General features: G+C 67.8%; 18 protein-coding genes, 2 rRNA genes and 1 riboswitch (1 of these 21 only partly in view). Of the genes, 16 read left to right on the forward strand and 4 right to left on the reverse strand.

The features are described 5' to 3' along the window. From BJ965_RS32495 to BJ965_RS32550, 12 genes are all read left to right on the forward strand, one after another. Positions 1-2993, forward strand: a 23S ribosomal RNA gene (locus BJ965_RS32495); it begins 127 nt to the left of the window's first position. 86 nt (positions 2994-3079) lie between these two features. Beyond that, a 5S ribosomal RNA gene (rrf, locus tag BJ965_RS32500) occupies positions 3080-3196 on the forward strand. Between the two features lie 109 nt (positions 3197-3305). Next, a complete protein-coding gene (locus tag BJ965_RS32505; RefSeq protein WP_184913726.1) occupies positions 3306-3914 on the forward strand; it encodes a CDP-alcohol phosphatidyltransferase family protein in 609 nt (202 codons plus the stop codon). Between the two features lie 114 nt (positions 3915-4028). Further along, the gene (locus BJ965_RS32510) at positions 4029-6524 is read left to right on the forward strand and encodes a mannose-1-phosphate guanyltransferase (protein WP_184913728.1); all 2496 of its coding nucleotides are present in this window, start codon (positions 4029-4031) and stop codon (positions 6522-6524) included. A 98-nt stretch (positions 6525-6622) separates the two neighbouring features. After that, entirely contained in the window at positions 6623-7537 is a 915-nt protein-coding gene (locus BJ965_RS32515) for a DUF881 domain-containing protein (RefSeq protein WP_184913730.1), read from the forward strand. Then, positions 7534-7866, forward strand: a complete 333-nt coding sequence (locus tag BJ965_RS32520; RefSeq protein WP_003988855.1) for a small basic family protein — start codon at positions 7534-7536, stop codon at positions 7864-7866. Before BJ965_RS32515 ends, BJ965_RS32520 begins: the two co-directional genes overlap by 4 nt. 5 nt (positions 7867-7871) lie before the next feature. Then, complete coding sequence (locus BJ965_RS32525) at positions 7872-8780, forward strand: DUF881 domain-containing protein (RefSeq protein ID WP_184913731.1); 909 nt, start codon at positions 7872-7874, stop codon at positions 8778-8780. Positions 8781-8841: 61 nt separating this feature from the next. Further along, positions 8842-9795 (forward strand): FHA domain-containing protein, encoded by a 954-nt coding sequence (locus BJ965_RS32530; protein ID WP_102909885.1) that lies wholly within the window; start codon positions 8842-8844, stop codon positions 9793-9795. Positions 9796-9847: 52 nt separating this feature from the next. Then, on the forward strand, positions 9848-10585 hold the full coding sequence (gene ftsR, locus BJ965_RS32535) for a transcriptional regulator FtsR (protein ID WP_184913733.1): 738 nt from the start codon (positions 9848-9850) through the stop codon (positions 10583-10585). A gap of 85 nt (positions 10586-10670) precedes the next feature. Continuing rightward, positions 10671-11144 (forward strand): bifunctional nuclease family protein, encoded by a 474-nt coding sequence (locus tag BJ965_RS32540; protein ID WP_026253112.1) that lies wholly within the window; start codon positions 10671-10673, stop codon positions 11142-11144. A 294-nt stretch (positions 11145-11438) separates the two neighbouring features. Then, entirely contained in the window at positions 11439-12122 is a 684-nt protein-coding gene (locus BJ965_RS32545) for a MerR family transcriptional regulator (RefSeq protein WP_184913735.1), read from the forward strand. A 134-nt stretch (positions 12123-12256) separates the two neighbouring features. Beyond that, positions 12257-13675: a DNA polymerase IV gene (locus tag BJ965_RS32550; RefSeq protein ID WP_184913737.1), complete on the forward strand. Its 1419-nt coding sequence runs from the start codon at positions 12257-12259 to the stop codon at positions 13673-13675. Here the strand turns inward: BJ965_RS32550 and BJ965_RS32555 are convergent. Then, complete coding sequence (locus BJ965_RS32555; RefSeq protein WP_184913739.1) at positions 13633-14007, reverse strand: PRC-barrel domain-containing protein; 375 nt, start codon at positions 14005-14007, stop codon at positions 13633-13635. The genes BJ965_RS32550 and BJ965_RS32555 overlap by 43 nt on opposite strands. Before the next feature lie 113 nt (positions 14008-14120). Continuing rightward, positions 14121-14216: riboswitch (glycine riboswitch) on the forward strand. A 175-nt stretch (positions 14217-14391) separates the two neighbouring features. On the opposite strand from BJ965_RS32555, the gene gcvP reads away from it, so the two are divergent. Continuing rightward, positions 14392-17277 (forward strand): aminomethyl-transferring glycine dehydrogenase, encoded by a 2886-nt coding sequence (gcvP, locus tag BJ965_RS32560; RefSeq protein WP_184913741.1) that lies wholly within the window; start codon positions 14392-14394, stop codon positions 17275-17277. Positions 17278-17341: 64 nt separating this feature from the next. On the opposite strand, the gene BJ965_RS32565 is transcribed toward gcvP, so the two are convergent. Together BJ965_RS32565 and BJ965_RS32570 are read right to left on the reverse strand one after the other, a co-directional pair. Further along, complete coding sequence (locus tag BJ965_RS32565) at positions 17342-17761, reverse strand: TOBE domain-containing protein (RefSeq protein ID WP_184913742.1); 420 nt, start codon at positions 17759-17761, stop codon at positions 17342-17344. A 74-nt stretch (positions 17762-17835) separates the two neighbouring features. Then, positions 17836-18231: a TOBE domain-containing protein gene (locus tag BJ965_RS32570; RefSeq protein WP_010041352.1), complete on the reverse strand. Its 396-nt coding sequence runs from the start codon at positions 18229-18231 to the stop codon at positions 17836-17838. Between the two features lie 128 nt (positions 18232-18359). On the opposite strand from BJ965_RS32570, the gene BJ965_RS32575 reads away from it, so the two are divergent. Continuing rightward, positions 18360-18956, forward strand: coding sequence for a DUF1707 SHOCT-like domain-containing protein (locus tag BJ965_RS32575; RefSeq protein ID WP_184913743.1), 597 nt, complete (start codon positions 18360-18362; stop codon positions 18954-18956). A gap of 1 nt (position 18957) precedes the next feature. Here BJ965_RS32575 and BJ965_RS32580 read toward each other — a convergent pair whose 3' ends face one another. Further along, positions 18958-20937, reverse strand: a complete 1980-nt coding sequence (locus BJ965_RS32580) for an APC family permease (RefSeq protein WP_184913744.1) — start codon at positions 20935-20937, stop codon at positions 18958-18960. A 423-nt stretch (positions 20938-21360) separates the two neighbouring features. Between BJ965_RS32580 and BJ965_RS32585 the strand changes: the two genes are divergently transcribed. Both BJ965_RS32585 and BJ965_RS32590 read left to right on the forward strand, forming a co-directional pair. Continuing rightward, entirely contained in the window at positions 21361-22653 is a 1293-nt protein-coding gene (locus BJ965_RS32585; protein WP_184913745.1) for an extracellular solute-binding protein, read from the forward strand. Positions 22654-22659: 6 nt separating this feature from the next. Continuing rightward, positions 22660-23658, forward strand: coding sequence for a carbohydrate ABC transporter permease (locus tag BJ965_RS32590; protein WP_184913746.1), 999 nt, complete (start codon positions 22660-22662; stop codon positions 23656-23658). Positions 23659-23709: the final 51 nt, after the last annotated feature.

Below are 23709 nucleotides of genomic sequence, written 5' to 3' on the forward strand. Positions count from 1 at the left end.
CCCGGCAGTCGTCATGGGCTGTCACCCATGCCTGAACACATAGGGCATGTGGAGGGAACGCGGGGAAGTGAAACATCTCAGTACCCGCAGGAAGAGAAAACAACCGTGATTCCGGGAGTAGTGGCGAGCGAAACCGGATGAGGCTAAACCGTATACGTGTGAGACCCGGCAGGGGTTGCGTATGCGGGGTTGTGGGATCTCTCTTCTGTTGTCTGCCGGCAACAGGACGAGTCAGAAACCGTTGATGTAGGCGAAGGACATGCGAAAGGTCCGGCGTAGAGGGTAAGACCCCCGTAGTCGAAACATCAGCGGCTCGTTTGAGAGACACCCAAGTAGCACGGGGCCCGAGAAATCCCGTGTGAATCTGGCGGGACCACCCGCTAAGCCTAAATATTCCCTGGTGACCGATAGCGGATAGTACCGTGAGGGAATGGTGAAAAGTACCCCGGGAGGGGAGTGAAATAGTACCTGAAACCGTGTGCCTACAAGCCGTGGGAGCGTCGGAATGAAGCTTGCTTCATTCTCGTGACTGCGTGCCTTTTGAAGAATGAGCCTGCGAGTTTGCGGTGTGTTGCGAGGTTAACCCGTGTGGGGAAGCCGTAGCGAAAGCGAGTCCGAATAGGGCGTTTCAGTAGCACGCTCAAGACCCGAAGCGGAGTGATCTAGCCATGGGCAGGTTGAAGCGGAGGTAAGACTTCGTGGAGGACCGAACCCACCAGGGTTGAAAACCTGGGGGATGACCTGTGGTTAGGGGTGAAAGGCCAATCAAACTCCGTGATAGCTGGTTCTCCCCGAAATGCATTTAGGTGCAGCGTCGTGTGTTTCTTGCCGGAGGTAGAGCACTGGATAGGCGATGGGCCCTACCGGGTTACTGACCTTAGCCAAACTCCGAATGCCGGTAAGTGAGAGCGCGGCAGTGAGACTGTGGGGGATAAGCTCCATGGTCGAGAGGGAAACAGCCCAGAGCATCGACTAAGGCCCCTAAGCGTACGCTAAGTGGGAAAGGATGTGGAGTCGCAGAGACAACCAGGAGGTTGGCTTAGAAGCAGCCACCCTTGAAAGAGTGCGTAATAGCTCACTGGTCTAGTGATTCCGCGCCGACAATGTAGCGGGGCTCAAGCGTACCGCCGAAGTCGTGTCATTCACACAATAGGGCCAACGCCTGTGTGGATGGGTAGGGGAGCGTCGTGTGCCGGGTGAAGCAGCCGCGGAAGCGAGTTGTGGACGGTTCACGAGTGAGAATGCAGGCATGAGTAGCGATTCACACGTGAGAAACGTGTGCGCCGATTGACTAAGGGTTCCTGGGTCAAGCTGATCTGCCCAGGGTAAGTCGGGACCTAAGGCGAGGCCGACAGGCGTAGTCGATGGATAACCGGTTGATATTCCGGTACCCGCTGTGAAGCGTCAAACATCGAGCATCGTGATGCTAAGGCCGTGAAGCCGCCCTGGAGCCTTCGGGCAAAGGGGAGTGGTGGAGCCGCCGAACCAAGCGGTTAGTAGGTGAGTGATGGGGTGACGCAGGAAGGTAGTCCATCCCGGGCGGTGGTTGTCCCGGGGTAAGGGTGTAGGACGTCAGGTAGGCAAATCCGCCTGACATGTGTCTGAGACCTGATGCCGAGCCGATTGTGGTGAAGTGGATGATCCTATGCTGTCGAGAAAAGCCTCTAGCGAGTTTCATGGCGGCCCGTACCCTAAACCGACTCAGGTGGTCAGGTAGAGAATACCGAGGCGTTCGGGTGAACTATGGTTAAGGAACTCGGCAAAATGCCCCCGTAACTTCGGGAGAAGGGGGGCCACGTCTGGTGATCCGTTTTACACGGTGAGCTGGGGGTGGCCGCAGAGACCAGCGAGAAGCGACTGTTTACTAAAAACACAGGTCCGTGCGAAGCCGTAAGGCGATGTATACGGACTGACGCCTGCCCGGTGCTGGAACGTTAAGGGGACCGGTTAGCTCCATTTCGGTGGGGCGAAGCTGAGAACTTAAGCGCCAGTAAACGGCGGTGGTAACTATAACCATCCTAAGGTAGCGAAATTCCTTGTCGGGTAAGTTCCGACCTGCACGAATGGCGTAACGACTTCTCGACTGTCTCAACCATAGGCCCGGTGAAATTGCACTACGAGTAAAGATGCTCGTTTCGCGCAGCAGGACGGAAAGACCCCGGGACCTTTACTACAGTTTGATATTGGTGTTCGGTTCGGCTTGTGTAGGATAGCTGGGAGACTGTGAACTCTGGACGCCAGTTCAGGGGGAGTCGTCGTTGAAATACCAGTCTGGTCGTGCTGGATGTCTAACCTGGGTCCGTGATCCGGATCAGGGACAGTGTCTGATGGGTAGTTTAACTGGGGCGGTTGCCTCCTAAAGAGTAACGGAGGCGCCCAAAGGTTCCCTCAGCCTGGTTGGCAATCAGGTGTTGAGTGTAAGTGCACAAGGGAGCTTGACTGTGAGACCGACGGGTCGAGCAGGGACGAAAGTCGGGACTAGTGATCCGGCGGTGGCTTGTGGAAGCGCCGTCGCTCAACGGATAAAAGGTACCCCGGGGATAACAGGCTGATCTTCCCCAAGAGTCCATATCGACGGGATGGTTTGGCACCTCGATGTCGGCTCGTCGCATCCTGGGGCTGGAGTCGGTCCCAAGGGTTGGGCTGTTCGCCCATTAAAGCGGTACGCGAGCTGGGTTTAGAACGTCGTGAGACAGTTCGGTCCCTATCCGCTGTGCGCGTAGGAATATTGAGAAGGGCTGTCCCTAGTACGAGAGGACCGGGACGGACGAACCTCTGGTGTGCCAGTTGTTCTGCCAAGGGCATGGCTGGTTGGCTACGTTCGGGAGGGATAACCGCTGAAAGCATCTAAGCGGGAAGCCTGCTTCGAGATGAGTATTCCCACCTCCTTGAGAGGGTAAGGCTCCCAGTAGACGACTGGGTTGATAGGCCGGATATGGAAGCACGGTAACGTGTGGAGTTGACCGGTACTAATAGGCCGAGGGCTTGTCCTCAGTTGCTCGCGTCCACTGTGTTGGTTCTGAAACCACGAACAGCCCCACGTTGCCACAGCGTGGTGCGGCTGACAGTTTCATAGTGTTTCGGTGGTTATAGCGTAGGGGAAACGCCCGGTTACATTCCGAACCCGGAAGCTAAGCCTTACAGCGCCGATGGTACTGCAGGGGGGACCCTGTGGGAGAGTAGGACGCCGCCGAACTCCTTTTAGAGCTCTGGCTCTTGGGCGAACAGCCCAAGAGCCAGAGCTTTTTTGCGTTGAGGTAAGGTCAGGGAGCATCGTTGGCTCGTTTCCCACAGGAGGCCCCCGGGTGGAGGTTCAGGAGACTCGCGTCCAGACGGACCGTGTGCTCACCATCCCGAACATCCTCAGCATGGCCCGGCTCGTCGGCGTGCCCGTCTTCCTGTGGCTGATCCTGCGTCCTGAGTTCGGTGGGCCCAAGAGTGACGGCTGGGCCCTTCTGGTACTCGCCCTGAGCGGAGTCACCGACTATCTCGACGGCAAGCTCGCCCGGCGCTGGAACCAGATCAGCAGCCTCGGCCGGCTCCTCGACCCCGCCGCTGACCGGCTCTACATTCTCTCCACCTTGATCGGCCTCACCTGGCGGGAGATTCTGCCCCTCTGGTTGACGGCTGCACTTCTGGCGCGAGAGCTGGTTCTGCTGGTGATGGTGGGCATCCTCCGCCGGCACGGCTATCCGCCGCCCCAGGTGAACTTCCTGGGCAAGGCAGCCACCTTCAACCTGATGTACGCCTTCCCCCTGCTTCTCCTCAGTGACGGAAGCGGCTGGATCTCGTCACTGGCTGCCATTTTCGGATGGGCGTTCGCAGGATGGGGTACAACGCTGTACTGGTGGGCAGGAGTCCTCTACGTGGTACAAGTCCGCCGCCTGGTCCGTGCGGACACCATGGCCGATTGAACTCTCGGATGGTCCTGCTGCCGTAGCGGAGCGATGGCCCGTGCTGGGTAAGTGAGGGACAATCCTGGCGGGGGAAGTCGGCTAGACCGTCTCTTTGAGGAGGACGCTTCCGACATGAAGGCCGTCGTGATGGCCGGAGGCGAAGGCACGCGCCTTCGCCCCATGACCTCAAGCATGCCCAAGCCGCTCCTGCCGGTGGCCAACCGGCCGATCATGGAGCATGTTCTTCGGCTGCTCAAAAGGCATGGGCTCAACGAAACAGTCGTAACTGTCCAGTTCCTGGCCTCGCTGGTCAAGAACTACTTCGGTGACGGCGAAGAGCTCGGTATGGAGCTCACCTATGCCAACGAGGAGAAGCCACTCGGTACCGCCGGAAGCGTCAAGAACGCCGAGGAAGCGCTGAAGGACGATGCCTTCCTCGTCATCTCCGGCGATGCGCTGACGGATTTCGACCTCACCGAGCTCATCAATTTCCACAAGGAGAAGGGCGCGCTGGTCACGGTCTGTCTGACGCGTGTGCCCAATCCGCTGGAATTCGGTATCACCATCGTCGACGAGGAAGGCAAGGTGGAGCGCTTCCTCGAGAAGCCCACCTGGGGCCAGGTCTTCTCCGACACCGTGAACACCGGCATCTATGTGATGGAGCCCGAGGTCTTCGACTACGTCGAGCCCGATGTGCCCGTCGACTGGTCCGGTGACGTCTTCCCCCAGCTGATGAAGGAAGGCAAGCCCGTCTACGGCTACATCGCCGAGGGCTACTGGGAGGACGTAGGCACGCACGAGAGCTATGTGAAGGCGCAGGCCGACGTCCTTGAAGGCAAGGTCGACGTCGACATCGACGGGTTCGAGATCTCCCCGGGCGTGTGGGTCGCCGAGGGAGCGGAGGTCCACCCCGACGCCGTTCTGCGTGGCCCCATCTATATCGGTGACTACGCCAAGGTCGAGGCCGGCTCCGAAATCCGCGAGCACACCGTCGTGGGCTCCAACGTGGTCGTCAAGAGCGGCGCGTTTCTGCACAAGGCCGTCGTCCACGACAACGTCTACGTGGGGCCCCACAGCAATCTGCGCGGCTGCGTGGTCGGCAAGAACACCGACATCATGCGTGCGGCACGGATCGAGGACGGGGCGGTCATCGGTGACGAGTGCCTGATCGGTGAAGAATCGATCGTCCAGGGCAATGTGCGGGTCTATCCGTTCAAGACCATCGAGGCCGGCGCCTTCGTCAACACCTCGGTGATCTGGGAATCCAGGGGCCAAGCCCATCTGTTCGGTGCTCGCGGTGTGTCCGGCATCCTGAACGTGGAGATCACGCCGGAACTCGCGGTGCGTCTCGCGGGCGCGTACGCGACGACCCTGAAGAAGGGCTCGACCGTCACCACGGCCCGAGACCACTCGCGTGGTGCCCGTGCGCTGAAGCGGGCGGTGATCTCCGCGCTGCAGGCGAGCGCGATCGACGTGCGGGACCTGGAGAACGTGCCGCTGCCCGTGGCCCGGCAGCAGACCGCGCGCGGCAGTGCGGGCGGCATCATGATCCGTACCACGCCCGGTGTGCCGGACTCCGTCGACATCATGTTCTTCGACGGGCAGGGTGCGGACCTCTCGCAGGGCAGCCAGCGGAAGCTGGACCGGGTGTTCGCGCGGCAGGAGTACCGACGTGCATTCCCCGGCGAGATCGGTGACCTGTACTTCCCGGCGAGTGTCTTCGACTCGTACACCGGCTCGCTGCTGCGGAACGTCGACACGACCGGGATCGCGGACTCCGGGCTGAAGGTCGTCGTGGACGCGTCCAACGGAAGCGCCGGCCTCGTGCTGCCGAGCCTGCTCGGCAAGCTCGGTGTCGACTCGCTGACGATCAACCCCGGTCTCGACGAGTCCAGGCCGACGGAGACGGCCGACATGCGGCGGTCGGGGATGGTGCGTCTCGGGGAGATCGTGGCGTCCTCGGGAGCCGCGTTCGGTGTGCGGTTCGACCCCGTCGGTGAGCGACTGTCGCTCGTCGACGAGAAGGGCCGGATCATCGAGGACGACCGGGCGCTGCTCGTGATGCTGGACCTCGTCGCCGCCGAGCGGCGCAGTGGACGGGTCGCGCTGCCGGTGACCACGACCCGGATCGCCGAGCAGGTGGCGGCGTACCACGGGACGCAGGTCGAGTGGACGACCACCTCCCCCGACGACCTCACGCGTGTCGGCGGTGAGGAAGGGACGATCTTCGGCGGTGACGGCAAGGGCGGTTTCATCGTCCCCGAGTTCAGCAGCGTGTACGACGCCACGGCGGCGTTCGTGCGGCTCATCGGGCTGGTGGGGCGGACGCAGCTCACGCTCAGCCAGATCGACGCGCGGATCCCGCGGGCACACGTCCTGAAGCGGGATCTGGCGACCCCGTGGGCCGTCAAGGGCCTCGTGATGCGGCGGGTCGTCGAAGCGGCCGGAGATCGCTTCGTGGACACCACGGACGGGGTGCGGGTGGTGGAGACCGACGGCCGCTGGGTGATGGTGCTGCCCGACCCGGCCGAGGCCGTCACCCATCTGTGGGCCGAAGGGCCGGACGACGCCTCCGCGCAGGCCCTGCTGGACGAATGGTCGGCCGTCGTGGACAGCGCCGGCCGGTAGAACGGGCTGCACGCGTGCGTGCCGGACAAGTGTCCTCAACGGGGCCTGTCCGGCACGCCGGTGGGGCCGTTCGGAGGTAGGGCTCGCGACGTGCGACGATGTGCGGCATGCCGCAGCAACCCCCCATTCGGAGCACACCCACGCGGCCCCGGCGCCCGGATGCGTCCATGTCGTTGCTCACCAACGTCATGGACCACAGCCTCGACGACGGATATGCCGAGGCCGCCGAGCGCAAGAAGGCCGCCGGTGACAGCGGCATGCCGAAGACGCTCAGGGCGAAGCTGGGGCTCGCCGCCGGACTGGTGCTCGCGGCCCTCGTCGTGACCGTCGGAGCGGCGCAGGCGCGGGTCGCCGCCCCGGTCGTCGCCAAGGAGCGGGAAGAGCTGGTCGACCGCATCGACCGGGAGACCGAGGCGGCGGACAAGCTGGAGGACTCCGTCGACGAGCTGCGCGCGGACGTGAGCGCCCGGCAGCGGGAGGCGCTGAAGCACAGCGGTGGCAGCACGGACTCCGATCTTGTCGGCATCCTGTCGGGCGCCGCCGCCGTGCACGGCCCCGGTGTGAAGCTCGTGGTGAACGACGCCAAGGAAGCCGCCTCGGGGGGCGACGGCGACCCGCGGGAGACCTCCGGTTTCTCCGACACCGGCCGGGTGCGTGACCGGGACATGCAGCGGGTGGTCAACGGGCTGTGGGAGTCGGGCGCCGAGGCCGTCTCGATCAACGGGCAGCGGCTGACGGCGCTGTCCGCGATCAGGGCCGCGGGGGACGCCATACTGGTCGACAACAAGCCGCTGGTGCCGCCGTACACGGTGTTGGCGGTGGGGGACGGGCAGCGGCTGAGCACGCGGTTCCAGAACAGCGCGGACGGGTTGTATCTGAACGCGCTGCAGGAGAGCTACGGCATCAGGACAGGCATCTCCGTGGAGGACGACCTCCGGCTGCCTGCCGCGCCGAGCGTGACCGTACGTACAGCACAGCCGAGCATTGAGAAGAGCGAGAAGGGCACATCGTGATCGCCGTACTGGGCCTCGTCGTGGGAGTCGTGGCCGGCCTGTTGGTCCGGCCTGAGGTTCCGGCGGTGGTCGAGCCTTATCTGCCGATCGCTGTCGTGGCGGCGCTCGACGCCGTGTTCGGCGGCCTGCGGGCCATGCTCGACGGCATCTTCGACGACAAGGTCTTCGTGGTGTCGTTCCTGTCGAACGTGGTCGTGGCCGCGTTGATCGTGTTCCTGGGCGACAAGCTGGGCGTGGGCGCCCAGCTGTCCACCGGTGTGGTGGTCGTCCTCGGTATCCGGATCTTCTCCAACGCCGCGGCGATCCGCCGGCACGTCTTCCGGGCGTGAGGCCGATGAGCGATCACGACGACAAGACCGCCGAGAAGCGGGGCGACGCGCGCGACGACAGCGCCGAGTCCGGGAACGGGCTGCGCAAGGAGCTGCCCCGGGAGGTGCCCGCGGCGGCTCCCGCCGCAGAGGACAGCCCCAAGGAGCCGCAGGCCCCGCAGCCGGAACCGCAGCCGGAACCCGAGCCGCGGCTGACCGGTCGGCAGCGGCTGGTGCAGGGGGTGTGGCCGCCGCGTGTCACACGGGCCCAACTCATCGTCGCGGTGCTGCTGTTCGGCCTCGGGTTCGGGCTGGCGGTGCAGGTGGCCTCGAACAGCGACAGCGACAGCGCGCTGCGTGGCGCGCGACAGGAAGATCTTGTCCGCATCCTCGATGAACTGGATGACCGTACTCAACGTCTTGAGGACGAGAAGCAAGGTCTCGAGAAGCAGCGCGACGAGCTGGAGAACAGCTCTGACCAGGCCGAGGAGGCCCGGAAACAGACGATCGAGAAGGAGAGGCAACTCGGCATCCTCGCGGGCACCGTGGCCGCGCAGGGGCCCGGCATCACCATGACGATCCAGGACACGAAGGGGACGGTCGAGGCGGACATGCTGCTCGACGCGATCCAGGAACTGCGCGCGGCGGGTGCCGAGGCGATCCAGGTCAACGGCGTACGGGTCGTCGCGGGCACGTATCTCACGGACTCGGGCAAGGGCGTGGGCGTCGACGGGAACAAGATCAACGCGCCCTATCGTTTCAAGGTCATCGGCAAGTCGCAGGACCTCGAGCCGGCGCTCAACATCCCCGGAGGCGTGGTGCAGACTCTCGAGAAGGAACAGGCCACCGTCACGATCGAGCGGTCCACCGACATCGTCGTGGACGCCTTGCGAGCAGCGAAGCGGCCTGACTACGCTCGGTCGTCCTCGCAGTGAGCCGGGGGTGCATGGGCGGCGTCCGGCGAGGGCATGAGGTTGCGGGGGGTCGGCGCACCGAATGGGCGGTGCGTGGTGGAAACTGTCTGGTGCAGACGGACGTTGTCAGGATGTCCGGGTCGGCCAGAGTGTTCAGTCAGGGTTCGTCCTGCCCCACGGGCGGGTCTGTTTCGGTCAAGGGGAATCGCCCGTGAAGTTGTTTGCGAAGTTGTTCGGCAAGAGCGCGCGAGAAGGCAGCGACAATGCGACCGCTCGCCATCGCGCCCAGCCTGACGCGGAGGGCCAGCGGCCGCTGTTCCGGGACCAGGTCGGTGGCCCTGGCGGCGACGTTTCCGGAGGTCAGGGCGCGCCGTCGGTTGACCCTGCGCAGCCCGGCGGCATAGGTTTCGGGCAACCGTCGACCTCAAGTGCGGGTGGAGGGTTTTCCGACCCGTATGCGTCCAACGCCCCCGGTGGGCAGCCGCGGCAGGAGGATCCCATGTCGGCCCTGGTGTGTACGAGGTGCGGTAACCGCAACGCGGAGAACAGCCGCTTCTGCTCCAACTGCGGCGCGCCGCTGCGGGCGGGGGCGACGCCGGAGCGTCCGTCCGAGACGACTTCCACGATCTCCATCTCCGGTCTCGAGGCCTACGACAGCGAGACCACCGGTCAGACGCCGATGCCGACGCTGTCGCCCGAGGCCCAGGCCGCCGTCGACGCGCTGCCGCTGGGCTCGGCGCTGCTGGTCGTGCGCCGCGGGCCGAACTCGGGCAGCCGCTTCCTGCTGGACGGCGACCTGACCACGGCCGGCCGGCATCCGCAGAGCGACATCTTCCTGGACGACGTGACGGTGTCCCGGCGTCACGTGGAGTTCCGCCGCGGTCAGGACGGTTCGTTCACCGTCGCCGACGTGGGCAGCCTGAACGGCACGTACGTGAACCGGGAGCGGATCGACCAGGTCGCCCTGAACAACGGCGACGAGGTGCAGATCGGCAAGTACCGGCTGGTCTTCTACGCCAGCCAGCGGGGCTACTGACCGGGCTCGGTCCGGACAGACCCAGCGAAGGTCCATCCGTCAGGGAAGGTCCATGCTGCATACACCGAGCGGCGGTGCCGGGCGCGGCACCGCCGCCACGGACAGTGGGCTGATGAGCATCGGCTCGGTGCTGAACGCGCTGCGCGACGAGTTTCCCGAAGTGACCATCTCCAAGATCCGCTTCCTGGAGTCGGAAGGGCTCATCGAGCCGCAGCGGACCCCGTCGGGGTACCGCAAATTCAGCGCCCATGACGTCGAGCGCCTCGGTCACGTCCTGAGGATGCAGCGGGACCACTATCTGCCCCTGAAGGTGATCCGGGAGCATCTGGAGGCCATGGAGCGCGGTGAGGCCGTGCAGCTGCCGGTCGTGGGGCGTCAGCGCGACGGTGCGTCCGTCTCCGAGCCGCCCGAGGAGCCCACAGCGGCCAGGATCGGCCGGCAGGAGCTGCTCGCCGCCGTCGGCGTCGGCGAGCGGGAGCTCGAGGAGTGGGAGTCCTACGGGCTCCTCACCCCACTGGAGGACGGGGCGTACGACGCCGGGGCGGTCACCGTCGCCCTGCTCGTCGTCGAACTCGGGCAATTCGGGATCGAGCCGCGGCACCTGCGGGTGATGAAGGCCGCCGCCGACCGTGAGGCCGGGCTCGTGGACCAGGTGGTGGCACCGCTCAGGCGGCACCGCAACCCGCAGACCAGGGCTCATGCCGAGGCCCGCACCAAGGAGCTGGCGGGGCTCACGGTGAAGCTGCACGCCGCGCTGGTGCGGACGGCGCTCGGGGTGCGGCTGCCCTGAGGCGGCCGGGCGACAGGGGGCCGGATCAGGCGCCCGATCCCGGCCCGACTACCCAAACGTCCCGAGCACGGCCTAGGGTTGCTGTGTGAACGAGCTCGATGTCGTAGGTGTCCGGGTCGAAATGCCCTCCAACCAACCGATCGTGCTGCTGCGTGAAGTGGGAGGCGACCGTTACCTCCCCATCTGGATCGGACCGGGGGAGGCGACGGCGATCGCCTTCGCCCAACAGGGGATGGCTCCCGCGCGGCCGCTGACACACGACCTGTTCAAGGACGTGTTGGAAGCCGTCGGCCAGGAGCTCACGGAAGTGCGCATCACGGACCTGCGTGAGGGCGTCTTCTATGCGGAGCTGGTCTTCGCGAGCGGCGTCGAGGTGAGCGCCCGCCCGTCCGACGCCATAGCGCTGGCGCTGCGCACCGGGACGCCGATCTACGGCAGTGACACGGTGCTCGACGACGCCGGTATCGCGATTCCGGACGAGCAGGAGGACGAGGTGGAGAAGTTCCGCGAGTTCCTCGACCAGATCTCCCCGGAGGATTTCGGCACCAGCAGCCAGTGAGCTCCCCGGGGAGCGGGCAGCGTTGTGAGAGTCGTGTGGGCGGCCCGGCGGACGATGTGGTCCGTGACCGGGCCGCCGCCGTTTGTGTGACGGGTGAAATGCCCGCATGTGCCGGTGGCGCGTGAGAGCGTCATACGGCTCGTGCCGGGCGCATTCGGCTAGCCTTTCCCCGCGGTGGGGCACGGGAAACCACTCTCAGGGTGATTATCACTCGGCGTGGCGAGTGTGGCGATCGTTGACGCACCCCTGGTGACTGCCTACCGTCGAGAAGGCAGGTCAAGGACGGAGGTCGGCGTGAGAAGCAGCGGCGACGGTACGGCCGGGGGTGGCCCCGAGCGCAGTCTCAGGGCGAGCGGTCCGTACGCTCCCCCCGGCTCACGATCCCTCCCGGGCGGGGGATGCCCCCAGCCCGGTGGTGCGGCCGATCACGCTCCGCAGCGACCGACAGCGGTGCCGAGCAGCGGAGGGACGACGTCCATGGCGTCCGAGCAGATCGGCTATCGCGGCCCCACGGCCTGTGCGGCCGCCGGCATCACCTACCGGCAGTTGGACTACTGGGCCCGCACGGGGCTCGTCGAGCCGAGCGTGCGCCCCGCCTACGGGTCCGGGACGCAGCGGCTGTACAGCTTCCGGGACGTGGTCGTCCTGAAGATCGTCAAGCGGTTCCTCGACACCGGGGTGTCGTTGCAGAACATCCGCACGGCCGTCCAGCACCTCAGGGAACGCGGTTTCAGTGATCTGGAGCGCATGACGCTGATGAGCGACGGCGCGACGGTCTACGAGTGCACCTCGCCCGACGAGGTCCATGCCCTGCTCCAGGGCGGCCAGGGTGTGTTCGGGATCGCTGTCGGCGTGGTGTGGCGGGACGTCGAGAGCGCGCTGTCCCAGCTGCACGGCGAGCGGATCGACACCGGCGAGACCCTCGTGGGACCCAACCCGGCGGACGAGCTGGCGCGTCGGCGGAACCGGGCCGTCTGAGCCGTCCAGCAACGCGAGATGTACGCGGTCGCAGGAGGCGGGACGTTTCCGCGCCGGGCCGTACACGGTTTTCCGTGGGGTGTCCGGGGCTGACGCGCGGGGCGTTGTCAGTGGCGTAGGGCAGCATCGGAGATGTGAGAACCGCGCCTACGATCCTGCATCTCGACATGGATGCCTTCTTCGCTTCGGTGGAGCAGGCGTCCAAGCCGAGCCTGCGCGGGAAGGCCGTGGTCGTGGGCGGGCTCGGACCGCGCGGGGTGGTGGCGACCGCGTCGTACGAGGCACGGGTCTTCGGGGTGCACTCGGCGATGCCCATGGGGCAGGCCCGGCGGCTCGCTCCCAACGCCGCGTATCTCGTGCCGCGCTTCCATCTCTACAAGTCGATCAGCGAGCGGGTGATGGAGCTGTTGCGTGCGCTGTCGCCGCTGGTCGAGCCGTTGAGTCTGGACGAGGCCTTCGTGGACCTGGAGGCCGGGGGCGTGGCCTGGGACGAGCCGTCGGCGCGGCTGGCGGGGATCAAGCTGCGCGCGGACATACGGGCCGTCACGGGGCTCACGGGGTCGGTGGGCCTCGCCGCCTCCAAGATGCTCGCGAAGATCGCCTCGGAGGCGGCCAAGCCCGACGGGCTGGTGGTGATCGAGCCCGGCACCGAGCGGGCGATGCTCGGGCCGATGTCGGTGCGGACGCTTCCGGGGGTGGGGCCGGCGACGGGCGACCATCTGCGGCGGGCCGGGATCACCACGGTCGAGGAGATCGTCGAGGCGGGCGAGGACGAGCTGGTCCGGCTGCTGGGGAAGGCGCATGGGCACGGTCTGTACGCCATGGCCCTGGCGCGCGATGACCGGCCCGTGGTGGCGGAGCGGGAAACGAAGTCGGTGTCGGTCGAGGACACCTACGACGTGGACATCCATGACCGGACGCGGGTCGGGCTGGAGGTGCAGCGGCTCGCCGAGCGGTGTGTGCGCAGGCTGCGCGGGGCCGGGCTGTCGGGGCGGACGATCGTGCTGAAGGTGCGGCGGTACGACTTCTCGACGCTCACCCGGTCCGAGACGCTGCGCGGGCCCACGGACGATCCCGCGGTGATCCGCGAGGCGGCGGCCAGACTGCTGGACTCGGTCGACACGACCGGCGGGGTGCGGCTCCTCGGGGTGGGGGTCAGCGGGCTCGCCGACTACACGCAGGAGGACCTGTTCGCGCAGGCGGCGGGGGAGCGGGCGGTCGCGGAGGGCCCGGTCGAGGAGCACGCCGCCGCCGTGGCAGCCGAGGAGCAGCCGTCGCTCGCCGAGCGGCGGTGGCCCGCCGGGCACGACGTGCGGCACACCGAGTTCGGGCACGGATGGGTGCAGGGCAGCGGCCTCGGGCGGGTCACCGTACGGTTCGAGACGCCTGACTCGGAGCCCGGGCGAGTGCGGACGTTCCGGGTCGACGATCCGGACCTGGAGGCGGCGGATCCGCTGCCGCTGGTCTTACGAGGGCCGGACGGGGGAGGCCGCGTGCCCGGACCGGGGCCTCAGGCCGGCTCGTCGGTGCCCGCCAGCTTGCCGAAGTCGTGATCCGGCAGCGGGGGCGGGGCGGCGACGTCGAGGCCGTAGTGATGGTAGAGCTGCAGTTCCTGCTCGGGGGAGAGGTGGCGGCCGACGCCGAAATCGGGAGCGTCCTTGATCAGGGCGCGTTCGAAGGGGACGTGGAGGGCCCCCTCGATCAGTTCGCTGGGCTCCAGGGGGACGAAGGCGTCCCTGCTGAACAGGCCGGTGCGTATGGCCGCCCACTCCGGTTCGCCCGTGGCGTCGTCGAGGTAGACCTCGTCGATCGTGCCGATCCTGGTCCCGTTGCGGTCGAACGCCTTGCGGCCGATCAGGTTGCGCGGATCGATATCGGTTCGCACGGGCCCTCCACATGGTCGCACCTCATCCGTAAACACTACAAAACGGTACAAGCGGGGATGCGGCCACTCGAAGGTTCGTGCGTTGACCTCGCTGGTACGCTGGCAGCGGCTGTTGACCCCGCGCGGGAGAGTCCTCCAGACATCATCGGAGGCGCCGAAGGAGCAAATCCTCCCCGGAATCTCTCAGGCTCACGTACCGCGCGGACGAGGTCACTCTGGAAAGCAGGGCGGGTGTCGACGGCTTCCGCTCTCACCGACGGTGAAAGCCGGAGGCCTTCGGGCGATCCGGTGAAGCTCTCAGGTTGAGATGACAGAGGGGGAGGCCGTCCGGGTACCCGTGCCGTGGTGCCCCTCGCAGGTCGTGTCGACCAGGAGGCCTCCGTAATGACCGCCCACCGCATTCCGCTCTCCGAGCTCGAAGAGGCAGTCCCCTTCGAGCAGCGCCACATCGGCCCCGACCACGAGGCCTGCGCCAAGATGCTCGCCCACGTCGGCTACGGCTCACTCGACGAGCTCACGGCCGCCGCGGTCCCGGCCGTGATCAAGAGCGCCGAGGCCCTGGACCTCCCCGGCGCCCGCAGCGAGGCCGAGGTGATCGCCGAGCTGCGCTCCCTCGCCGACCGCAACCAGGTCCTCGGCTCCATGATCGGCCTCGGCTACTACGGCACGTTCACGCCGCCGGTCATCATGCGCAACGTCATGGAGAACCCGTCCTGGTACACGGCCTACACGCCGTACCAGCCGGAGATCTCGCAGGGCCGCCTCGAGGCGCTGCTCAACTTCCAGACGATGGTCGCCGACCTGACCGGGCTGCCGACGTCCGGCGCCTCCCTGCTCGACGAGGGCACCGCGGCCGCCGAGGCCATGGCACTGTCGCGGCGGCTTGGCAAGAACAAGAAGGGCCTGTTCCTGGTCGACGCGGACACGCTGCCGCAGACCATCGCGGTGATCCAGACCCGCGCCGAGCCGACCGGCGTCGAGGTCGTCGTCGCCGACCTCAGTGAGGGCATTCCCGCCGAGATCGCCGAGCGTGAGATCAACGGCGTACTGCTCCAGTACCCGGGCGCCTCAGGTGCCGTGCGGGACATCAAGCCGGTCATCGACCGGGCGCACGAGCTCGGCGCGCTCGTCACCGTCGCCGCCGATCTGCTGGCGCTGACGCTGCTGAAGTCGCCCGGCGAGCTCGGCGCGGACATCGCCGTCGGCACGACGCAGCGCTTCGGCGTCCCCATGGGCTTCGGCGGACCGCACGCCGGCTACATGGCGGTCCAGGACAAGATGGCGCGCAGCCTGCCCGGGCGGCTCGTCGGCGTGTCCGTGGACGCCGACGGGAACAAGGCCTACCGGCTGGCGCTGCAGACGCGTGAGCAGCACATCCGCCGGGAGAAGGCGACCAGCAACATCTGCACCGCGCAGGTGCTGCTCGCCGTCATGGCCGGCATGTACGCCGTCTACCACGGCCCGGAGGGCCTGAAGGGCATCGCCCGGCGCACCCACCGGTACGCCACGGTCCTCGCCGCCGGACTCGCGAACGGCGGGGTCGAGGTCGTGCACGGCTCCTACTTCGACACGGTGACCGTGCGCGTCGAGGGCCGGGCCGCCGAGGTCGTGGCCGCCGCGCGGGACCACGGGGTCAATCTGCGTCCCGTCGACGCCGACCACGTCTCGATCGCCTGCGACGAGACCACGACGCGGGCCCAGCTGCGTGCCGTGTGGGCGGCCTTCGGCGTCGAGGGCGTCGTCGAGGCGCTGGACGCGGCCACCGAGGACGGGCTCCCGGCCGCGCTGCTGCGCACCGACGACTACCTGACGCACCCCGTCTTCCACCAGCACCGCTCCGAGACCGCCATGCTGCGCTACCTGCGCAAGCTGGCCGACCGGGACTACGCGCTCGACCGCGGCATGATCCCGCTGGGCTCCTGCACCATGAAGCTCAACGCGACCACCGAGATGGAGCCGGTCACGTGGCCCGAGTTCGGGCAGATGCACCCCTTCGCGCCGGCCGAGCAGGCCGGGGGCTACCTCACCCTCATCCACGAACTGGAGGACCGGCTCGCCGAGGTCACCGGCTACGACAAGGTGTCCCTCCAGCCGAACGCCGGGTCGCAGGGCGAGCTGGCCGGTCTGCTCGCGGTCCGCGGATACCACCGGGCCAACGGGGACGCACAGCGCACCGTGTGCCTGATCCCGTCGTCCGCGCACGGCACCAACGCCGCCAGCGCCGTGATGGCCGGCATGAAGGTCGTCGTCGTGAAGACCGCCGGGGACGGCGAGATCGACGTCGAGGACCTGCGGGCCAAGATCGAGCAGTACCGCGACCAGTTGGCCGTGCTGATGATCACGTACCCGTCCACGCACGGTGTGTTCGAGGAGCACGTCGCCGACATCTGTGCACAGGTGCACGAGGCGGGCGGGCAGGTCTACGTCGACGGGGCCAACCTCAACGCGCTCGTCGGGCTCGCCAAGCCGGGGCACTTCGGCGGCGACGTCTCGCACCTGAACCTGCACAAGACCTTCTGCATCCCGCACGGCGGCGGCGGTCCCGGCGTCGGCCCGGTCGCGGTGCGCGAGCACCTCGCGCCCTACCTGCCGAACCACCCGCTGCAGCCCGCGGCAGGCCCGGAGACGGGCGTCGGCCCCATCTCGGCGGCCCCCTGGGGCTCCGCCGGCATCCTGCCCATCTCGTGGGCGTACGTCCGGCTCATGGGCGGCGAGGGGCTGAAGCGGGCCACACAGGTGGCCGTGCTCAGCGCCAACTACATCGCCAAGCGGCTGGAGCCGCACTACCCGGTGCTCTACACCGGCCCCGGCGGGCTCGTCGCGCACGAGTGCATCATCGACCTGCGGCCCCTGACCAAGGCGACCGGCGTGAGCGTCGACGACGTCGCCAAGCGGCTGATCGACTACGGCTTCCACGCGCCGACCATGTCGTTCCCGGTGGCCGGGACGCTGATGATCGAGCCGACCGAGTCGGAGGACCTGGCCGAGCTGGACCGCTTCTGCGAGGCGATGATCGCCATCCGCGCCGAGATCGAGAAGGTCGGTTCCGGCGAGTGGCCCGCGGAGGACAACCCGCTGCGCGGCGCCCCGCACACCGCCGGCGCGCTCGCCGGGGCGTGGGAGCACGCCTACAGCCGTGAGGAGGCCGTCTTCCCGTCCGGGGTGTCGACCGCCGACAAGTACTGGCCGCCGGTGCGGCGCATCGACCAGGCCTTCGGCGACCGCAACCTCGTCTGCTCCTGCCCGCCGCTGGACGCGTACGAGGACTGACCGGCCGACCGGTCACAGGGAGGGGCTCCGCGGTGCGGGGTCCCTCCCGCCGTTCACCGGCCGGTCAGGCGGTGGCGAGTGACACCTCGGTCGCCTTGATCAGTGCTACGACGGGGAGCCCGGGTGACAGGGCCAGGTCCTCCGCGGCCTCCCGGGTGATCGCGGCGGTCAGTTCGCCGCCCTCCACTGTGACGCGGACGGATGCCATGGCGTCGCCGGCGGCGAGGTCCGTGACCGTGCCGCGGAGCTGGTTGCGGATCGACAGGCCCTCGACGGGTGCGGTGGCCAGGGAGACCTCCGTCGACTTCATCAGGGCGCGCACGGCGGTGCCCGGGGTGAGGCGGAGGTCTTCCGCGGCTTCGCGGGTGATCGCCGCGGTGAGGTTCCGGCCGCCGGTGAGACGGACCCTGACCGTCGCCATGGCCTCGCCAGGGGTGACGGCGGTGACGGTGCCGGCGAGCTGGTTGCCGATGCTCAGGCTCATGGGGGCACGGTAGCCCGATATCGGCGTTCGCCCTGGCAGGCGTGCGTTTGCGTCGCCTCCGCCTCCCCTCGGGTTCAGACGCGGTCGATATGTACGTTCGTCGACTTCACGCGGGCTGTCGCCTCCATGCCGACCTCAAGGCCGAGTTCCTCCACCGCCTCGCGGGTGAGCAGGGAGACGAGCCGGTGCGGGCCGGCCTGGATCTCCACTTGGGCGGCGACGTCGCCGAGTTTGATCGCGGTGACGATGCCGGGGAAGGCGTTGCGGGCCGAGGTGTACGGGGTGTCCTCCTCGGCGGTGCCGGACCGGGCGAGTTCGACCGAGAAGGCGGCCAGGTCCCGCCCGTCGACGAGCCGTCGCCCGGCCTCGTCGCGGTGGGTCGTGATGCGGCCCGCGTCCGCCCAGCGGCGGGCGGTGTCCGGGCTGACGCCGAGCAGCCGTGCTGCCTGGCCGATCGTGTAGGACTGCATGCCGGTCACGATAGGGGCGCCGGGAGGGAACGGGGGCTGCGGGGTTGGCCGTTGGGTATGACGCGATATAGCGTTAGTGGTCGAGTGGGTGGGCCGGGTGGCGTGCCCGGGGGATCGGGGGTGGAGTGATGGCGGCCGAGATCGCGCGGACGGGTGGATCGCCCGAGGTGAGGGCGTCGCACGCGGACCGGGACCGGGTCGTGGACGTGCTGCGCGTCGCCGCGGGTGACGGACGGCTCACCCTGGAGGAGCTCGAGGAGCGGCTGGAGACGGCGCTGTCCGCACGCACGGTGGGCGAGCTCGCCGTGCTGACGGCGGATCTTCCCGCGGTGGCCGGTCAGGCGTCCGGCGGGGCCGAGGACGTCGTCCGGATCCGGCAGGAGGGGGCCTCGACCCGCCGGTGTGACGGCTGGGTGGTGCCGCGGCGGCTGGAGATCCGTTCGGCGTGGGGCGAGGTGGCTCTGGACTTCACCGACGCGGTGATCAGCCACGACACCCTGGACATCGACCTGGATCTGCGGGCAGGCGCCCTGAAGCTGCTGACCCGGCCGGGTGTCGTGGTCGACACCGGCGGCCTGGTGCTGAACTATTCCGAGATCAAGGCCCGCCGGCCGGCCGACGCCCCCGTCCTGCTGCGAATACGGATCACGGGCGAGATCCACTACGGGCAGGTCGTGGTGCGCCCGCCGCGAAGGGGCTTCGGCAGGAAGGGCGCGACGGCCTGACTCAGCCCACGTGCACCCTGGGCCGCCGCTTGCGGTCCGGCTCCGCCTCGCGCAGGACCTCGCGGGTCACCGGGGCGACCTCGCCCTGGCCGAACAGGAAGAAGCGCAGGAAGTTGGCGAAGGGCCCGCCCTCGGTCCACTCGAAGTAGATGTGCGGGGTGCGGCCCGTCGCGTCGCGGACGTGCAGCAGCAGCGCGGCCAGGGCGTTGGGGATCGAGGACGACTCCAGGGTCAGGACGCGGTAGCGGCCGTGCAGCACCTCACCGCGCACGGTCAGGCCTGCCTCGAACTCGGACGGGTCGGTGACCGTCACCTCGACGAAGACGAAGTCCTCCTGGCTGGACAGGTCGTTGTCGTGCCGGATCTGTTCGATCTTGGCGCGGTACTCGGCGATGTCGCGCCGGTCGGGCTCGTTGGCGATGAAGCGTATCCGCCGGCCGGCCATGTCCCGCACGAAGCGCTCCGCCATGTGGTCCAGCGTCACGCTGGTCACGCGCAGCTCGAAGGCCCGGGCCAGCCGCGACAGCAGGGACACGAGGATGATGCCGGCGACGAAGCAGGCGCCGATCTTCACGCCGTCCGGCCGCTCGATGACGTTGAGCACGGTCGTGTAGAGGAACACCGCGGAGATCACCGCGAAGGCGACGGTCCAGTTCCGCTGCCGGGCCTTGCGGGCGGCGATGGTCACCGCGATCGCGGCGGAGCTGATCAGGACCAGCACGCCGGTGGCGTAGGCGCCGCCCTGCGCGTTGACGTCGGCGTCGAAGATCCAGGTGACCAGGAAGGCGATCAGGGTGAAGACGATGACCATGGGCCGTACGGCGCGGGCCCAGTGCGGGGCCATGCCGTAGCGGGGCAGGTAGCGCGGCATCAGGTTGAGCAGGCCCGCCATCGCGGACGCGCCGGCGAACCAGAGGATGGCGATCGTCGAGACGTCGTAGACGGTGCCGAAGGTGTTGCCCAGGTAGTCGTGTGCCAGGTACGCGAGCGCGCGGCCGTTGGCCTGGCCCCCCGCCTCGAACTCCTTCTCCGGGATGAGGAGGGTGGTGATGAAGCTCGTCGTGATCAGGAAGACGCTCATGATCAGCGCGGCCGTGGTGAGCAGCTTCTTCGTGTCGCGGATGCGGCCGGTCGGCCGTGCCTCGGTGTCGTCCGGGTCGCCCTGGACGTGCGGCATCACCGCGACTCCCGTCTCGAACCCGGAGAGGCCGAGCGCCAGCTTCGGGAAGACGAGCAGGGCGACGCCGATCATGGCGAAGATGTTGCTGTGCTGGGCGGTGAGGGCGCTCGACCAGTCGGTGATCACATGACCGGCGGTGATGACGTGGTAGAGGCCGACCGACACCACGACCGCGTTCAGCGCGAGGTAGGCGCCGACGAGGGCGACCGCGACGCCGATCGCCTCCAGGAAGCCCTTGAGGAACACCGCCCCGAGCAGGGCCACCAGGACCAGGGTGATCAGCATCTGCTTGTCGTGCAGGGCACCGGTCAGATGGGGGTTCTCCACGAGGTGGGTGGAGGCGTCGGCGGCCGACAGGGTGATGGTGATGAGGAAGTCGGTGGCGGCGAACCCCAGCAGGGTCAGTACGAACAGCTTGCCCTGCCAGAAGGAGAGCAGCCGCTCCAGCATCGCGATCGAGCCCTCGCCGTGGGGGCTCTCCTCGGCCACACGGCGGTAGACGGGCAGGGCGCCGGCCAGGGTGACCACGACCAGGACGATGGTCGCGATCGGAGACAGCAGTCCGGCGGCGAGGGCGGCGATGCCCGGCTGGTAGCCGAGGGTCGAGAAGTAGTCGACGCCGGTCAGGCACATCACCCGCCACCAGCGCTGTCCCCGGTGCGGGGGCTCGGGCTGGGCGTGGGGGCCGGTGTGGCCACCGTCCTTGCCCATGTCGGACAGGCCTTCCAGCATCCAGGCGCGCAGGCGGCTGGGTGGGGTGGGCTCCGGACGGCTCGGTGCCGGGTGCTCGGTGGTGGCCATCGACGTGCTCCCGATGTGCGGCTCGGCGTGGTTCCGGCCATCACTGGACGGCCCGATCAGCGTAAGCGGAGCGTGATGCGGTGGCCCATGAATGAGGCGGCTGAGCGCGTCAAGCTTCCGTTAAGACTGGCGGGCCTGGCGGCCGCAGGGGCGAAAACGCGAGATGAGAGCGGGCGGCGCGCCTGCGCCCCGGGCGTGAGCGGCGTCGAGCCTCGGCTCGAGCGCGGACACCCTGCGTGATCGTGATCGCACCGGTCTCGGAACGTTCGTCTGCGCAACCGAATGTTTCGCCACGGCGCAAGGTCCTTGCATCGCAGAGAGATTGACCGCGTACAAGGGGTTGCCACGCTTTGGCCGCTGTCTCTAGGGTGCGGCAGCAACGAAGCTTTCTGGATCTCGTTCGAAACTTTCGAGGAGCGCATGATGGGCGACCCCGCACTGTCCCGCCGCGGCTTCCTGGCGGCCTCCGCCGCGGCAGGCCTGGGGATGACGGCACTGACCGCATGCGGCGGGGACTCGGACGGAGGGTCGTCGGGGACGACCACGATCGAATGGTGGAACATCTCCACCACCCAGCCGGCCAAGGGCGTCTGGGCCGCACTCGCCCGGAAGTACGAGGCACAGAACCCCAAGGTCAAGATAAAGATCGTCCAGATGGAGAACGACGCCTACAAGTCGAAGATGACGGCGTTGACCGCCTCGGGGAAGCTGCCCGACATCTTCCACACCTGGGGCGGCGGCGTGCTGAAGCAGCAGGTCGACGCCGGGCTCGTCGAAAACCTCACGGACCGGACCAAGCCGTGGGGCGACGCTTTGCTGCCGGTCGCCAGGGAGCCGTACCTGATCGACGACCAGGCCTACGGCATCCCGTTCGACATCGGCATGATCGGCTTCTGGTACAACAAGGCGCTCTTCGAGAAGGCCGGCATCGCCGAGCCCCCGACCACCTGGAGCGACTTCCTCGACGCCGTACGCAAGCTGAAGGCCGCCGAGGTCACGCCGCTGGCCCTGGCCGGCAAGGAGAAGTGGCCCGGCATGTACTACTGGGCCTACCTCGCCATGCGCACCGCCGGCGCCGAGGCGCTCCAGAAGGCCTACGACGACAAGGACTTCACCACCGCCCCCTTCGTCGAGGCGGGCGAGCACCTGAAGGAACTCGTCGGCCTCCAGCCGTTCCAGAAGGGCTACCTCGGCGCCGCCTACTCCACCCCCACCGGCCAGGCCGCCACCGTCGGCAACGGCAAGGCGGCCATGGAGCTCATGGGCCAATGGGCGCCCACGGTCCAGGCCGACTCGGGCAAGGGCCTCGGCAAGGACCTCGGCTTCTTCCCGTTCCCCGCGGTCGAGGGCGGCAAGGGCGCCATCACCGAGGTGTTCGGCGGAGGCGGCGGGCACGCACTGCGCCGGGGAGCCCCGCAGGAGGCCGTCGACTTCCTCAAGTTCTTCGCATCCGAGGCCACCGACCTCGAACTGGTCAAGAAGACCGGTGTGCTGCCCGTGGTCCCGGCGGCCGAGAGCGCCATCGTCGACCCCAACATCAAGGCCGTACAGGCCCAGTTGAAGGCGGCCACCGGCTTCCAGCTCTACCTCGACCAGGCGTACGCGCCCGCCGTCGGCCAGGAGGTCAACGACAGCGTGGCCGCGCTGATCTCCGGCTCCAAGTCGCCCGGGCAGGTCGCCCAGTCGATCACGAAGACCGCGAAGGAAGAGCAGTAGCCGGCGATGACCTCCACGTTCCTGCCGGACAAACGGACCGGCCCCGGCGTCGGCTCCCCGCCCCCGGCCCCGGACCGGTCCACGGGGCGGGCCCGGCGACGCGCTCTGCACTGGCTCACCGCCGCCGGGTTCCAGCTCCCGGCCCTGGTGCTGTTCATGGGGCTCGTACTGCTGCCGATGCTCTTCGCCCTGTACGCGGCGTTCTTCCGTTGGGGCGGCTTCGGCATGCCCTCCGACTACATCGGCGGCGAGAACTTCACCAGGCTCCTCCAGGACGGCGTCTTCCTCGGCGACCTGTGGCGCTGCCTCGTCCTGGTGGTGCTGTCGCTCGCCCTCCAGCTGCCGTTCGCGCTCGCCATGGCCGTTCTGCTCAACCAGCGGATGCGCGGCCGGGCGGTGTACCGGATGCTGTTCTTCGCCCCGTACGTCCTGTCCGAGGCCATCACCGGAATCCTCTTCGGCATGATCTTCGCCCCGGACGACGGCTTCGCCGACCAGGTCCTCGGCAAAGTCGGGCTGGAGGGGCTGGGCGGAGAGTGGTTCGCGGACCCGTCCACCGTGATGGCGACCGTCTTCCTGGTCATGACCTGGAAGTACTTCGGCTTCCACATGATGCTGTACCTGGCCGGGCTCCAGGCCGTCCCCCGGGAACTGACCGAGGCGGCGCTCATCGACGGAGCGAGTGCCTGGCAGCGGTTCCGCAACGTCACGCTGCCGCTGCTCGCACCCACCCTGCGCATCAGCGTGTTCCTGGCGGTCATCGGGTCGATCCAGCTCTTCGACCTGGTGTGGGTGACCACCGCGGGCGGCCCCGACCACCACTCCGAGACCATGGCCGTGACCATGTTCCAGTACGGCTTCAAGCGCTACCAGGTGGGCTACGCAAGCGCCATCAGCGTGGTCATGTTCGGCATCAGCCTCGTCTTCGCACTCGCCTACCAGCGGTTCGTCCTCCGGCGCGACCTGGAAGGGGCCACCACGACCATGCGGGGTGACGGAAAGTGACAGCCAGTCAGAAGTCTCCGGGGAGCGGCAGGACCTGGGGCCTCCACCTCG

This window comes from Streptomyces luteogriseus (assembly GCF_014205055.1).
Lineage (GTDB): Bacteria > Actinomycetota > Actinomycetes > Streptomycetales > Streptomycetaceae > Streptomyces > Streptomyces luteogriseus.

Bases quoted from the DNA above. Each gene is read 5' to 3' on its own strand.
- BJ965_RS32510 (WP_184913728.1), top strand. From the start codon at position 4,029: ATGAAGGCCGTCGTGATGGCCGGAGGCGAAGGCACGCGCCTTCGCCCC.
- BJ965_RS32515 (WP_184913730.1), top strand. From the start codon at position 6,623: ATGTGCGGCATGCCGCAGCAACCCCCCATTCGGAGCACACCCACGCGG.
- BJ965_RS32525 (WP_184913731.1), top strand. From the start codon at position 7,872: ATGAGCGATCACGACGACAAGACCGCCGAGAAGCGGGGCGACGCGCGC.
- BJ965_RS32530 (WP_102909885.1), top strand. From the start codon at position 8,842: ATGGGCGGTGCGTGGTGGAAACTGTCTGGTGCAGACGGACGTTGTCAG.
- ftsR (WP_184913733.1), top strand. From the start codon at position 9,848: ATGCTGCATACACCGAGCGGCGGTGCCGGGCGCGGCACCGCCGCCACG.
- gcvP (WP_184913741.1), top strand. From the start codon at position 14,392: ATGACCGCCCACCGCATTCCGCTCTCCGAGCTCGAAGAGGCAGTCCCC.
- BJ965_RS32565 (WP_184913742.1), bottom strand. From the start codon at position 17,761: ATGAGCCTGAGCATCGGCAACCAGCTCGCCGGCACCGTCACCGCCGTC.
- BJ965_RS32570 (WP_010041352.1), bottom strand. From the start codon at position 18,231: ATGCAGTCCTACACGATCGGCCAGGCAGCACGGCTGCTCGGCGTCAGC.
- BJ965_RS32575 (WP_184913743.1), top strand. From the start codon at position 18,360: ATGGCGGCCGAGATCGCGCGGACGGGTGGATCGCCCGAGGTGAGGGCG.
- BJ965_RS32580 (WP_184913744.1), bottom strand. From the start codon at position 20,937: ATGGCCACCACCGAGCACCCGGCACCGAGCCGTCCGGAGCCCACCCCA.
- BJ965_RS32585 (WP_184913745.1), top strand. From the start codon at position 21,361: ATGGGCGACCCCGCACTGTCCCGCCGCGGCTTCCTGGCGGCCTCCGCC.
- BJ965_RS32590 (WP_184913746.1), top strand. From the start codon at position 22,660: ATGACCTCCACGTTCCTGCCGGACAAACGGACCGGCCCCGGCGTCGGC.